Annotated in this window: 12 protein-coding genes; 4 read left to right on the top strand and 8 right to left on the bottom strand. The window is 65.4% G+C overall.

Annotated elements, in window-relative coordinates:
- Window positions 1-226 precede the first annotated feature (226 nt).
- Together FJ967_RS22565 and FJ967_RS22560 are read right to left on the bottom strand one after the other, a co-directional pair.
- Complete coding sequence (locus tag FJ967_RS22565) at window positions 227-958, bottom strand: DeoR/GlpR family DNA-binding transcription regulator (RefSeq protein WP_140734023.1); 732 nt, start codon at window positions 956-958, stop codon at window positions 227-229.
- Window positions 959-1,116: 158 nt separating this feature from the next.
- The gene (locus FJ967_RS22560) at window positions 1,117-1,728 is read right to left on the bottom strand and encodes a TetR/AcrR family transcriptional regulator (RefSeq protein ID WP_140734022.1); all 612 of its coding nucleotides are present in this window, start codon (window positions 1,726-1,728) and stop codon (window positions 1,117-1,119) included.
- A 251-nt stretch (window positions 1,729-1,979) separates the two neighbouring features.
- Here FJ967_RS22560 and FJ967_RS22555 point away from each other — a divergent pair, with 251 nt between their 5' ends.
- From FJ967_RS22555 to FJ967_RS22540, 4 genes are all read left to right on the top strand, one after another.
- Window positions 1,980-2,462 (top strand): (2Fe-2S)-binding protein, encoded by a 483-nt coding sequence (locus FJ967_RS22555; protein WP_140734021.1) that lies wholly within the window; start codon window positions 1,980-1,982, stop codon window positions 2,460-2,462.
- A complete protein-coding gene (locus FJ967_RS22550; RefSeq protein ID WP_140734020.1) occupies window positions 2,459-3,442 on the top strand; it encodes a xanthine dehydrogenase family protein subunit M in 984 nt (327 codons plus the stop codon). The genes FJ967_RS22555 and FJ967_RS22550 overlap by 4 nt, the downstream gene beginning before the upstream one ends.
- Window positions 3,439-5,748, top strand: coding sequence for a xanthine dehydrogenase family protein molybdopterin-binding subunit (locus tag FJ967_RS22545; protein WP_140734019.1), 2,310 nt, complete (start codon window positions 3,439-3,441; stop codon window positions 5,746-5,748). The genes FJ967_RS22550 and FJ967_RS22545 overlap by 4 nt, the downstream gene beginning before the upstream one ends.
- Before the next feature lie 93 nt (window positions 5,749-5,841).
- Complete coding sequence (locus FJ967_RS22540; protein ID WP_140734018.1) at window positions 5,842-6,429, top strand: hypothetical protein; 588 nt, start codon at window positions 5,842-5,844, stop codon at window positions 6,427-6,429.
- Window positions 6,430-6,450: 21 nt separating this feature from the next.
- Here the strand turns inward: FJ967_RS22540 and FJ967_RS22535 are convergent, their stop codons facing one another.
- From FJ967_RS22535 to FJ967_RS22510, 6 genes are all read right to left on the bottom strand, one after another.
- A complete protein-coding gene (locus FJ967_RS22535) occupies window positions 6,451-7,332 on the bottom strand; it encodes a DMT family transporter (protein WP_140734017.1) in 882 nt (293 codons plus the stop codon).
- 124 nt (window positions 7,333-7,456) lie between these two features.
- Window positions 7,457-8,953 (bottom strand): sulfatase, encoded by a 1,497-nt coding sequence (locus FJ967_RS22530; protein ID WP_140734016.1) that lies wholly within the window; start codon window positions 8,951-8,953, stop codon window positions 7,457-7,459.
- A gap of 82 nt (window positions 8,954-9,035) precedes the next feature.
- Entirely contained in the window at window positions 9,036-10,010 is a 975-nt protein-coding gene (locus tag FJ967_RS22525) for an aliphatic sulfonate ABC transporter substrate-binding protein (RefSeq protein ID WP_140734015.1), read from the bottom strand.
- A gap of 15 nt (window positions 10,011-10,025) precedes the next feature.
- Complete coding sequence (locus FJ967_RS22520) at window positions 10,026-10,796, bottom strand: ABC transporter ATP-binding protein (RefSeq protein WP_140734014.1); 771 nt, start codon at window positions 10,794-10,796, stop codon at window positions 10,026-10,028.
- Window positions 10,796-11,599, bottom strand: a complete 804-nt coding sequence (locus FJ967_RS22515; RefSeq protein ID WP_140734013.1) for an ABC transporter permease — start codon at window positions 11,597-11,599, stop codon at window positions 10,796-10,798. Before FJ967_RS22515 ends, FJ967_RS22520 begins: the two co-directional genes overlap by 1 nt.
- Window positions 11,596-12,726 carry an ROK family transcriptional regulator gene (locus FJ967_RS22510; protein ID WP_140734012.1) on the bottom strand — a complete coding sequence of 377 codons (1,131 nt, stop codon included), beginning with the start codon at window positions 12,724-12,726 and terminating at the stop codon, window positions 11,596-11,598. Before FJ967_RS22510 ends, FJ967_RS22515 begins: the two co-directional genes overlap by 4 nt.
- Between the last annotated feature and the right edge of the window lie 39 nt (window positions 12,727-12,765).

Genomic DNA, 12,765 nt, shown 5'->3' with positions numbered 1-12,765 from the left:
ACGCGTCCCCTACCCAAGACTGCCGAGATTGTCGCTTGAGACTTCCCTTACTTTTTTTGTGACTTTTCCATCAGAATTGCCAAATGTCAAACGAAGTCAGGCCGGCGGCTGGTCGCGTTGCACAGGGAATTTGGCAGAACCCGGGCGTCGTCATCCCAAGGGCGAAGCTTGTTGCGGAGCCCCGAGGATGCCGAAGCGACGAGCGCTCGCACCCATCGCCAGGGAATCAGAACGAATCCGGTGAAGCCTCGCCGTGCTCGGTGATGACCGCGTCAAAGCCGTCCATCGGCGCGAAGAAGGCGCGCTTGAGCTTGCCGATCTTGCTCGAGTCGACAATGAGGTAGTTCTCGCGAGCCAGGCCCATCACCTTCTGCTTCACCACCGCCTCGTGGAAATGCTCGCAGGTGGCGCCACGCTTGGCGTCCACCCCGGCGGCCGAGAGAAAGGCGGCGTTGATGCCGACGCTCTTCAGGATGTCGAAATCATGCGTGCCCGAGAAGGACGCCGAGGCCGGGTGATAGACACCGCCCAGCATGATGATGGTTATGTTGGCCTTGCGGCTCAGGCGCTCGGCGACATTCATGGCGTAACATATTGCGGTTATTTGATAATCGTCGGGAATAAAGTCGATCAGGTGGATCAGCGTCGTGCCGCAGTCGATGAAGATCGTCTCGTCGGGCCGTATCTTGCGCACCGCATGCGCGCAGGCCTCGCGCTTTGCCGCCGCATGGCTGTCGGCCGCTGTCGCCAGTTCGTAAGGCGCGTCGGCATCGATCTCGGCCGCCGCCAGTATGTGTCCGCCGAGATAGGCGATCTGCCCCTGGTTGGTGGCGATATCGCGCCGCACCGTCATCTCCGAGACGCCTAGCAGCGTTGCCGCTTCGCTGAGGTGAATGACCCGCCGCTCCGTCAGGAGATGCATCAGCCGGGCAGTCCTTTGCGCTTTGCGAGCCGTCATCAATGGGGCCTGTCGATCGTCTGAAATGTGAGGAATTTAACAAACGCTGTCATTCAGATGCAAGGGCGGTGTGCGGGGAGGACGCGGCATGGCTAACGGGCGGCCTGCCTAAAAGCCGCTGCGCTATCGGATCGATCGCTGGACGACCAGGCCTTCGCCTATTTCCCCGCCCCGAACCGCAGCCCATCCATCAACAGCTTAACCAGCCGCCGCGAGCGGTCGCGCCATTCAGGGGTCTCCGGCGCCGAGTAGATGCCGCCGAGCGCGTGTAGCACGTCGGAAGCATCGACGTCGCCGCGGATGGTGCCATCGGCCACCGCCGCCTCGACCAATTGCCGCAACGCCTGCGACACGCGCCCCGACGTGTCGGAGAACAGCGTCGAATTGGTGGTGAGCAGGATGCGCAGGCTGGTCGCCAGGCCGCGCTTGGTGGCGATGTAGTCGACGAAGCGGCGCATCCATTCTTCCAGCGCGACATCGGAGGCATGCCTTGCCGCGAGCTCGCCCGCCGCCGCGCACAACCCCTCAACCTCGCGGCGATAGACCACTTCGACCAGATGCTCGCGCGTCGGGAAATGCCGGTAGAGCGTGCCGATGCCGACGCCGGCGCGCCGCGCGATCTCCTCCAGCGAGGCGTCGATGCCGCGCTCGGCGAAGACCGAAGCCGCCACCTCGACCAGCCGGTCGCGATTGCGCTGCGCATCCGCGCGCAACGGCTTTTGCGCCGTTTCGGGTTTTCGGTCGACAGATGCGGGCGGCTCAAAAGCCAATTTTTCTCTCCACTCTCGGATATGGGGCTTGAACCATGCCTGGCCAGCCCCCACGTAAATAAACGGAGGCGCCTCCGCTTTAGTGGAGCACCTTTATCATATAATCAGGGGAACCGGTATGTCACGTCTTTCGAAGCCGCAAGCTGTCACCGTCCCCACGCGCGCCGGATTGGCTGTCGCCTGACCTTGCCCTTCCCGTCCAAAGCGCCAGATCATTCCCCTCAGCGTCAAGCAAGCGGAGCCAGACGCCCATGACCAGCAAGACCACGATCCCCGTCCATCTCGATATTAACGGCCAGCATCACGAACTGCGGCTGGAGCCGCGCGTCACGCTGCTCGACGCCTTGCGCGACCGGCTTGGCCTGACCGGCACCAAGAAAGGCTGCGATCACGGCCAGTGCGGCGCCTGCACCGTCCATCTCGACGGCGAGCGCGTGCTGGCCTGCCTGACGCTGGCCGCGCAGGCCGAAGGCCGCACGGTCACCACCATAGAGGGGCTTGCACGGGAGGGCGAACTGCATCCCGTGCAGGCTGCCTTCCTCGAACAGGATGCCTTCCAGTGCGGCTATTGCACGCCGGGGCAGATCATGTCGGCGGTGGCCTGCATCCGCGAGGGCCATGCCGGCTCGGATGAGGAAATCCGCGAATACATGGCCGGCAACCTCTGCCGTTGCGGCGCCTATCCCCACATCGTCGCCGCCGTGCGCCAGGCAGCATTGGAGGCAGCCCAATGAGGGATTTCTCCTATCTTCGCGCCACCTCCCCCGACGCCGCACGCCAGGCGGCAGCACTTCCCGGCGCCATGCTGCTTGCCGGCGGCACCACGCTGATCGACCTCGCCAAATGCGGCGTCGCCGAGCCCGACGCATTGGTCGACATCACCCATCTCAAAGGGCTCGACGCGATCGAGGTGACCGAGCGCGGCGCCACAATCGGCGCGCTTGCCAGAATGGGCCATGTCGCCGACCATGCCGACATCAAGAGCCAGTTTCCCGCAGTGTCCGAAGCGCTGTGGCAGGCGGCTTCGGCGCAGATCCGCAACATGGCGACCATCGGCGGCAATCTGATGCAGCGCACGCGCTGCCCCTATTTCCGCGATCCCTCGAATTTCTCCGCCTGCAACAAGCGGCAGCCCGGCAGCGGCTGTTCGGCGATCGGCGGCGTCACCAGGGGCCATGCCGTGCTCGGCACCAGCCAAGCCTGCATCGCCATGTATCCCGGCGATCTCGCCACCGCGCTCGTCGCCTTCGACGCAACGGTTCATCTCGGCGACCGCCGGGTGCCGGTCGACGAGTTTTTCCTGCTGCCGGGCACGACGCCCGACAAGGAACACGCAATCGAGCCTGGCGAGATGATCACCGCCATCGAAATCCCCTCCTCCATTGCCGCGCGGCGATCGACCTATCTCAAGGTCCGCGACCGGCAATCCTATGAATTCGCCGCCGCCAGTGCCGCCGTCGGGCTCGAACTGGAAGCCGATGGGCGCACCATCCGCACGTTGCGCGTGGCGCTGGGCGGCGTCGCCACCAAGCCGTGGCGGGCGCACGCCGTCGAAGCCGCCCTGAAAGGCAAGGCATTGGAGCCGGAGGCCGTCCGCGCGGCCAGCCTGCTCGCCGTCGAAGGCGCCGTCGACCATGGCGCCAACCACTACAAGATCGAACTCGCGCCGCGCGTCGTCGCACGCGCCATCCTCAAATTGGGAGAAGCGGCATGACCGTTCACGCAAGACATGGCAGCACAAGACATGGCGACGCCTCCGACGGCGCGTCGATGGAAGCCGTCGGCGGCCGGCTGTCGCGCGTCGACGGTCCGGCCAAGATCACGGGTGCGGCCAGATACGCTGTCGAGCAGCAACTCGAAGGCCTCGCCTATGCCGCGCTGGTCGAAAGCACGATAGCGTCGGGCAAGGTGCGCGCGATCGACACCACTCGAGCCGAGGCAGCGCCGGGTGTGTTGAAGGTGCTGACGCCGGACACAATCATCAGCCTCAGAACCGCCTCCGACTGGTTCGGCACCCCGCCGCCCGACAAGCCCTATTGCCCGCTGGCCCGCGACATCACTTTTTCGGGCCAGCATGTCGCGGCCGTCATCGCCGAGACCTTCGAGCAGGCGGTCGCCGCGGCCGCACTCGTCGAGGTCGGCTATGACGAGACGCCGGCCATCGTCGACCTCAGCGACGGCAAGGCCGGCGACGGCATCCCGATCGACGCCATGACCAAGGAGTGGGGCGACGCGGCCGCCGCCTTCGCCGCCGCGCCGGTCCGCATCTGCGCCGCCTACAACACGCCGCGCGAATACCAGGCGCCGATGGAGCCGCATGGTCTGATAGCCCGCTGGGAGGGCGACCATCTCACCGTATGGGAGCCGAGCCAGTGGCTGGACGGCATGGCGCGTACTTATGCCGAATGGTTCGAAGTGCCGTTCGAGAATGTCCGGCTGATCTCGCCCTATATCGGCGGCGGCTTCGGCTCCAAGGCGCTGGCGCTCAGCCACGGCGCGGTGGCGGCGAGCGCGGCGAAGATGCTCGGCCGGCCGGTGCGGCTGGTGATGACGCGTCCGCAGACTTTTACCGGCTATGGCGGCCGCGCCGCGACGCGGCAGACGGTAACCATCGGCGCCGGCCATGACGGCGTCATCCAGTCGATCGTGCATCGCGGCGTCAATGAAACATCCATCGACGGCATGTGGGTCGAGCCGCTGGGCTCGGTCACCTCGATCATGTACGCAACGCCGAATTTTTCGTCGAAGCAGAACGTGGTGCGGGTGAATTCGGTGGTGCCGGGCGCCATGCGCGCACCGGGCGAAAACCCCTCGGCCTTCGGCATCGAAAGCGCCATCGACGAGCTCGCCTACGAGGTCGGCATCGACCCGCTGGAGATCCGGCTGCGGAACTACGCCGAGCAGGATCCGCACGCCAAAAAAGCCTGGTCGACCAGGCAGTTGCGCGAAGCTTTTGCAACGGGTGCCGAACGTTTCGGCTGGGCAAGGCGCTCGCCCGAGCCGCGCTCGATGCGCGACGGCAACCATCTGATCGGCTGGGGCGTCGCCGCCGGCACCTATCCGGTGCGGCGCGCCTATGGCGAAGCTGTCGTGCGCATCCTGGCCGACGGCTCGGTCGAGGTCGAAAGCTCCTCGATCGACATGGGCCAGGGCACCTACACCATCCTGGCGCAGACCGCCGCCGAGACGGTCGGTGTGAGCGCCGAGGACGTGGTGGTGAAGCTCGGCGATTCGCGCTTTCCCCGTGCCGGCGTCACCGGCGGCTCACGGCTCGCCGGCGTGATGACGGGTGCGGTCCACAAGGCCGCGACCTCGGCGCTCGACCAGTTGGTGGGCCTGGCGATCAGCGATCCGCGCTCGCCGTTCAACACGCTGCAGGCCAACACCCTGACGGTCGCCAATGGCCGCATCACCGCGCCGCGCGGCGATGGCCCCGATGTCTCGATCGCCGAACTGCTGAGGCGCGTCGGCCGCGACCAGATCGAGGCCACGGGCGACACCATGCCGGCCAATTCGAGCGCCGAGGACCGCTACAGGAACTACACCACCATCGCCATGTCGCTGCCGCACACCGAGGGCGACTATTCCCGCCACTCCTGGTGCGCGCATTTCGTCGAGGTGCGCGTCGACGAGGACTTCGGCACGGTGCGTGTCTCGCGCGTGGTGTCGGCACTGGATTCGGGCCGGCTCTACAATCCCAAACTCGCCGAAAGCCAGTGGAAGGGCGGCATCATCATGGGCATCGGCCAGGCGCTGCTCGAAGAAGGCATCCTCGACCGCCGCCACGGCCGCATCGTCAACAACAACCTCGCCGACTATCTCGTGCCGACCAATGCCGACATTCCCGACATCGAGACCATCTCGGTCGGCATTCCCGACCTGCATTCCTCGGTGCTCGGCGGCAAGGGCGTCGGCGAACTGGCGATCGTCGGCATCGCACCGGCCATTGCCAACGCGGTGTTCCATGCAACGGGAAAACGCGTGCGCGATCTGCCGATCACGCTGGAGAAGCTGATCTGAGTGTAAAGTCACGATAAAACAGCTTGAAAGCACGATGCAACGCCCTTGAGCTAGTCAATCTGAAACCAGCATCTTGCTCACAAGGACGGTTGCTTGAGCGAAACCAAATTTCGATCATTTGAAAAGATTGAGCCTTCCGACCTTGTACGGCTGCGCGAGATAGCTCTTGCCGACCTAGATAGCCTTTTCGATAGAATACCTCGGTTGGCGCCTCTGAAAACTCACCTATTGCTGCTCTGCCTTTGCCAAGGATCGGCTCTGCATTATGCAAAAGCAACACGGGGCGTCCAAGATTTTGATGTCTGGGCATTTTTCCGCAAGAGCGCCGAGGTTGGGTCTTTTCCTTGGCGTCGAATATCTCGAGCCGATTTTGGTGGATCCAAATTCTGGCGAAACCCTGAAGACGGCGAACGGTTCAACGGTCGTCGGATCGACATGCTGGGGCGGTCGATCTATGCGGCGGCTTCTGAAGCGCCTACTCACGCCTTATGCAGGTATCTCCAGAAAAAACCTACACAGACAGCTGTTGCTCTCTCTGAACGACCCGTTGTTGTAATCTCTGAAGGGGGAGATTTCGGGAAAGTGATCTGGCCTGGGACAAAAAACGAACCCTGGACAGGGGAATTTTTTGCAACCGAAGCAGATGCCGTGGCAGCGGGCAGAATGTCAGACCGTCGGTAGGCATATATCGCCGAACCCCGCCTACTCCGGCGAAGGCACGGGCGGTTTAGAGGTCAGCGCGGTGCCGGCGACGGCCACGATCACGGCGGCGATGCCGGCCAGTTGCGGCATGGTCAGCTTTTCATGCAGGAACAAGAAACCGGCCAGCGCGCCGAGCCCCGGCTCCAGGCAGGTCAGCGTGCCGTAGATGCGCGCCGGCATGCGGGTCAGCGCCACCATCTCCAGGAAGAACGGCAGCGCGCTGGAGAACAGGCCGACGAGCAGCGCGCTGACCAGGATCGACGGAGCCAACAGGCCGCTGCCGGCCTCGGCAATGCCGAAGGGCAGCACCAGCACGGCGGCAATCGCCATGCCATAGGCGGTGGTGCGGGTGCCCAGTTCCGCGCCCGCCTTCTGCGCCAGCACGATGTAAAGCGCCCAGAAGCCGCCGGCGGCCAGCGCCAGCATCACTCCGATCGGATCGAGCGGCTGCAGCGAGCGGATGAAGGGTGACAAGAGCACGATGCCGGCGACCGCCAGCGCGATCCAGGCAAAGTCGCTGGCGCGCCGCGACGTCAAGGTTGCCACCAGCAGCGGGCCTGAGAATTCCAGCGCCACGGCGATGCCGAGCGGAATCCTGGCGAGCGCGGCATAGAATAGAAGGTTGAGTGCGGCGAGCGTCACCCCGTAGGCGACGAGCCACGGCAGAGTGGCGCGCGACGGCCGCATCTGCCAGGGCCGCAGCACCGCGATCAGCATCAGCGCGCCGATGACCAGCCTGAGCGTCGTCGTGCCTTGCGCGCCGATCACCGGGAACAGCGTCTTGGCGAAGGTGGCGCCGATCTGGATCGACACCATGGCGCCCATCAGCGCCGCGACCGGCAAGGGCGCCGCTTCACGGCTGGCAACCGGCATCGATGTCACTTCTGGTCATCCTCCATGCCGCCATGAACCAAGGGGCGGCATGGGAGATAGGGCGAACCGGCGCGCCTGTCGTGAGGCAGGGCCGGCATCTTGATGGGGCACGGCCAGGGCGGCCGCAGCCGCCTCAGTTCAGCGACTGGCGCCGTAGCGGGGGTGCCGGGTGGCGTTGTTCGAGTGCCGCCGCCGCCTCGGCGCGGCCGGTCCGGCGCAGCCTTTCCAGATAACCGGGCAACTCGCCCCTGCAATGGAATGGCCCGCCCTCGCGCATCACCGTCACAAGCGGATCGACATCGCTGTCGCCGCGCACCGCCATGGCGGTGCGCCAGTCCTCGAGCAGGCGGCTGGCATGGTCGACGACATCGCCCCGCGAACCCGAGAGATCATGCTCCTCATGCGGATCCTCGGTCAGGTTGAACAGGCTGACCGGGCCGAAATCCTTGTAGCCGTCATGGTAGGTGCGCAGCATCAACCAGTCGGCCTCGCCGAGCCGGAAGCGCACGCCGCGCTGCACCGCCCAGGCGCCCTGGCTCAGCACCAGGAAATCGCGCCCGCCCTCCTGGCCGGCAGCGAGCGCCGGCGCGAAGGATTGTCCGTCCCACAGTGCCGGCACGCTGCCGCCAAGCCGGTCGATCAGCGTCGCCGCCCAGTCGAAATGATAATGCAGCCCGGAATTGACGCCGCGCATGTCCTTGGCGCCGGGCCAGCGGATGACCAGCGGCACGTTGCAGGTGTATTCGTCCGCCGTCTGATGGTCGCCCCAGACATTGAGCTCGCCAAGGTTCTCGCCATGGTCGGCGCCGATGACGATGATGGTGTCGTCGAAAAGGTTCTGCCGCTTCAATTCCTCGATGATCAGGCCGACATGGTGATCGGCATAGAGCACGCCGGTGTCATAGCCGTCGAACCAGGCCTTGACCTTGCCCATGTCGTCGATCGGCGACGGCATGCGCCGGAACTTCGACCCGCCGGGTTCGACATCGAAGCCCGAGGGCTCCTGCGGGCTGTGCGGCCCATAGCCGGCATGGCTCTTCTCGAACACGTCCTTGGTCATCCAGTCGGGAAGCGGCTGGTCGGCGAAGGGGTCGCCGAAGGAGTCGGGCGCGCGATAGGGCGTGTGCGGATCCCAGACATTGACGTGCAGGAACCACTTCCTGGCCGAGCCATTGCGCTTCAGCCAGTCGAGCGCCAGGCCCGAGACCTCGTCGGCATTCTCCATGCCGGCCTTGCCAGGATTGATGATCTCGTTGAAGCCGGCATACCAGTGCCAGCAGCCATGCCGTTCGCCGAAGCTGCTGATGGTGGTGGTATGGTAGCCGAGATCGCGCAGCGCCCGCATCCAGCCCTCCTCGTAGAAAGTGCCGGCCCAGGCGCGCTCCGGCCCCTCCCGGAACGGCTCGCAGGCGGTGCCGCCATGGCCGACGACGCCGGTGCGCATGCCGTGTCGGCCGCTCCACAGCGCCGTGCGCGAGGGATGGCAAGGCACGTCCGAGACATAGACATTCTCGAAGCGTATGCCGTCGCGAGCGAGGCCGTCGATGACCGGCGAGGTGTTGCGATGATAGCCGTAGCAACCGAGATGGTCGCGCCTCAGGCTGTCGATGTCGATGTAGAGAACGTTCATGGATTTTTCGCCGCTGGTGGTATGATTTCAGAAATCAGGCCCCGGCTCGATTTCCGGGGCCTCTGGTTTTCAACGATCGGCGTCAGGCCGATATGTATTGCTCGCCGAGATAGTAGTCCTTTGGGTCGAGCGAGGTGTCGAGCTTGCCGAAGGTCTTGAACAGGTCGTTCATGGTCGCAAACCAGCCGTTGACGCTGCCGTCCTTGGTCAGCTTGATGAGCTCGGCCGAGGTCATGAAACGGCCGTAGCCGGCCTCCGTCTTCAACTGGTCGGCGGGAATGCCGAGCAGCTTCGAGGTGATCTCGATCGCCTTGTCCTGGTTGGCGGCGCGGAAATCCTGCGCGTCCTTGATGGCGCGCACGACATTCCTGACGAGATCGGGATTGCCCTCGACCAGATCGTTGCGGGCGATGAAGACGCTTGGAAACGTCGTCTGCGGGTAGAAATCATCGTTCTTGGCCAGTTCCACCAGGTCGGGAACGCTCTTCTGGATGATGCCGACGAACGGGTACCAGATGCCGGCGGCGTCGACCTGCTTGGAGGCGAAGGCCGCAACGATCGTGCTCGGGTCCATCTGCACGATGTCGAGGTCGGTCATCGCCATGCCCGCCTTGCGCAGCGCCAGCCGCAGCAGCATGTCGCCCGACGTGCCGGCGGGGATCGCGACTTTCTTGCCCTTGAGATCGGCGATCGACTTGATGCCGGCCTGCGCGATCACCCGGTCGGAGAAGCCGACATCGTTGACGGCGATGATCTTGGCCTTGCCGGTCGCCGGCAGCCACAGCGCGCCCGGCCCGAGATAGCCGAATTCGAGGCTGTTGGCGCCGAGCGCCTGGACCTGGATCGGTCCGTTGGTGAAGACCTTGATGTCGGCGTCGACGCCGTGCTTGGTGTAGAAACCCTGGTCGGCGGCAATGCCGGCGATGCTGGCGCCCCAGAAATCGCCGTTGTAGCCGATGCGCGCCGCCGTTCCCGCCGCCCTGGCGTGGATACCGCCCGCGGCGAACGCGGCAAGGGCCGCCGACGATGCCATGAAATTCCGTCTTGTCAGTGTCATGTTACTCTCCTCCTGTCACTGGTGGTACACCGCTTGCCAGACGCGGTTGCGGATGGTCATGAAGTCGGCCGAAAGCCGGATTTCCTCGGTCCTGGGATAAGGCAGCGGGACGTCGATGATCTCCTTCAGCCGGCCCGGCCGCGCCGCCATGACGATGACGCGGTTGGCGAGATAGACGGCCTCGTCGACATCGTGGGTGATGAACATCACCGTGCGCCGCTCGCGGCTCCATGTGTCGAGCAACTGGTCCTGCAACTGCACGCGGGTCAGCGCGTCGAGCGCGCCGAACGGCTCGTCCATCAGCAGGATCGAAGGATCGACCGCATAGGCGCGCGCGATGGCGCAACGCTGCTTCATGCCGCCCGACAGCGTCTTGGGCAGCGCGTCGGCGAAGTCGCTCAGGCCGACGAGCTCGATGAAGCGCTCGGCGATCTGCCTGCGGCGCGCGGCCTCCTCGCCCTTGATGCGCAGCCCGAACTCGACGTTCTGGCGCACGGTGAGCCACGGAAACAACGCGTATTGCTGGAAGATCATGCCGCGCTCCGGCCCCGGCCCTTCGACGGCCTTGCCGTCGACCAGCACGGTGCCCTCGCTCGGCTTCAACAGGCCGGCGGCGATGTTGAGCGCCGTCGACTTGCCGCAGCCGGAGGGGCCGACGACGGTGACGAACTCGCCGTCGGCGATGTCGAGCGACAGCCTGTCGAGCGCGATGAAGCTGTTGTCGCTCAGATCGAAGCGGCGGGTGACATGATCGAACACGATCTTGGGGGTGGGTTTGGAAGCCATCACACGCGCTCCTGCCAGACGGTGAGCCGGCGTTCGATCACCAGCAGGATGCGGTCCATGGCGAGGCCGAGGATGCCGATGGTGATCAGGCTGACGAAGATGGTCGGCAGATCGTAATAGAGCTGCGCCTGCTGCATGCGGAAGCCGAGGCCGGACTGCGCGGCGATCAGCTCGGCCGCAACCAATGTCGCCCAGGCCGATCCCAGGCCGATGCGCACGCCGACCAGGATGAACGGCGTCGAGGCGGGAATGATGACGCGCAGGAAAATCGTGAGGTCCCTGGCGCCGAGCACCCGCGCGGCGTTGATCATCGTCTTGTCGACGCTGATGACGCCCTGATAGGTGGCGACCACGCTGGCCAGGAACGACGCCAGGAAGATGACGAAGATCTTCGGCGTCTCGTTGATGCCCATGGTGACGATCGCCAGCGGTATGATGGCGAGCGGCGGGATCATGCGGAAGAACTGCAGATAGGGTTCGATGAGCGAACGCGCGACCTTGTACCAGCCCATGACGAAGCCGACCGGGATCGCCAGGATGACGCCGAGCAGGAAGCCGGTCAGCACCCGCGCCAGACTGGAGGCGATGTCGGTGAAAAGCTGCCCGCTGGCGATGACATCGGCGAACCGAACCGCCACCTGCGGCGGCGGCGGCAGGCCGACCGCGCCGCCCGCCGTCAGCGCCCACCAGATGGCGATGCCGGCGACGAGCCCGACGAGATTGAGAGCGAGGCCGGAATAGTCGGTGCCCTGCCCTTCCGGCGGTCCACCGCCGGCGCGCGTCGTCTTGGCCGGTCCGCTCATCGCGACACCCCCGAATAGAAGAAATGGTCGAGCGCCGCGGCCGCCGCGCCGATGGCGCCCGCGCCCGGGCCGAGGCTCGACCGCTCGATGCGCAGCACGTCGCGCATCGGCGGCAGCACGCGCGGCGGAACCTCTTCGCGGATATGGTCGATGAAGCGTTCCGGCGCTTCGGCGAGATAGCCGCCAAAGACGATCAGGTCGGGATTGAGCAGGTTGGTCGCGGTTGAAATCGCCGTCGTCAGGTGCTTGAGCGCCGCGTTCCAGGCTTCGGGATATTTCTCCAGCTCGGCCAGCAGCCGCTTGGGGTGCGGCGCCTCGATATGCGCGTCGCGGGCAAGCGCGCGTTCGGACAGGAACGTCTCCAGGCAACCTCTGTTGCCGCAGGCGCAGCGCTCGCCATTCTCGACCACCTGGACATGGCCGAGTTCGACCGCGCCGTAGCCGCCGGGGCGAAACGGCATGCCGTTGATCACCAGCCCGGCGCCGAGGCCGGTGCGCAGATAGATGTAGAGCAGCGCCGTGGCGTCGCGGCCGATGCCGTAGCGCGATTCCGCCAGCGCCATGGCGCTGACATTGTGCTCGACGACGGCCGGCATGCGCAGCGCCGTTTCGAGCTCGTCGGCGAAGGGTACGTCCTTCCAGTCGTAATTGACCGACTGCAGATTGCGCCGCCGCTTGGTGTCCACCGGACCGGGCACGCCGAGCCCCAGCCCGACCAGCCGGGACCGCTCGACGCCGGTCTTCTTGATCAGTTGCTCGACAGTGCGCACCACCTTGCCGATCACCGCGGCCGGTTCGCTGGTGGCGGTGTCGAAATAGTGCGAGGCCATCGCCTTCGAGGACGCCTTGAGGTCGGTGATCGTGGCGTGGATGGTCCCGGCGCCGATGTGCACGCCAACCACCGAAAGCGCGTCAGGCACCAGCGCGACCCCGATCGCCGGCCGGCCGACGGGGGCGTCGCCGGCGGCGGCCTGGTTGAGCTCGACGACAGTCCCTTCCCGCAGAAGATGCGCCGTCAGATGGGTTAGCGCGGTGGGCGACAGCGCGGTGCGCCGCGCCAGTTCGGCACGCGACTGCGGACCGTCGTCGCGCAGGATGCGCAGGATCGCTCCGTGGTGGACGCCCATCTTTTCCTCCCTATTATTTTCTAATGTTAAGAAATTAAT

Origin of the sequence: Mesorhizobium sp. B2-3-4 (genome assembly GCF_006442315.1) — a bacterium.
Taxonomy (GTDB): domain Bacteria; phylum Pseudomonadota; class Alphaproteobacteria; order Rhizobiales; family Rhizobiaceae; genus Mesorhizobium.
Note: the sequence above shows the minus strand (reverse complement) of the source record. Positions and strands in the feature narration are given on the sequence as shown.

What these genes read in the sequence shown, in the direction of transcription:
- FJ967_RS22565 (WP_140734023.1), bottom strand. Translation starts at nt 958, where the DNA reads ATGACGGCTCGCAAAGCGCAAAGGACTGCCCGGCTGATGCATCTCCTG.
- FJ967_RS22555 (WP_140734021.1), top strand. Translation starts at nt 1,980, where the DNA reads ATGACCAGCAAGACCACGATCCCCGTCCATCTCGATATTAACGGCCAG.
- FJ967_RS22550 (WP_140734020.1), top strand. Translation starts at nt 2,459, where the DNA reads ATGAGGGATTTCTCCTATCTTCGCGCCACCTCCCCCGACGCCGCACGC.
- FJ967_RS22545 (WP_140734019.1), top strand. Translation starts at nt 3,439, where the DNA reads ATGACCGTTCACGCAAGACATGGCAGCACAAGACATGGCGACGCCTCC.
- FJ967_RS22530 (WP_140734016.1), bottom strand. Translation starts at nt 8,953, where the DNA reads ATGAACGTTCTCTACATCGACATCGACAGCCTGAGGCGCGACCATCTC.
- FJ967_RS22525 (WP_140734015.1), bottom strand. Translation starts at nt 10,010, where the DNA reads ATGACACTGACAAGACGGAATTTCATGGCATCGTCGGCGGCCCTTGCC.
- FJ967_RS22520 (WP_140734014.1), bottom strand. Translation starts at nt 10,796, where the DNA reads ATGGCTTCCAAACCCACCCCCAAGATCGTGTTCGATCATGTCACCCGC.
- FJ967_RS22515 (WP_140734013.1), bottom strand. Translation starts at nt 11,599, where the DNA reads ATGAGCGGACCGGCCAAGACGACGCGCGCCGGCGGTGGACCGCCGGAA.
- FJ967_RS22510 (WP_140734012.1), bottom strand. Translation starts at nt 12,726, where the DNA reads ATGGGCGTCCACCACGGAGCGATCCTGCGCATCCTGCGCGACGACGGT.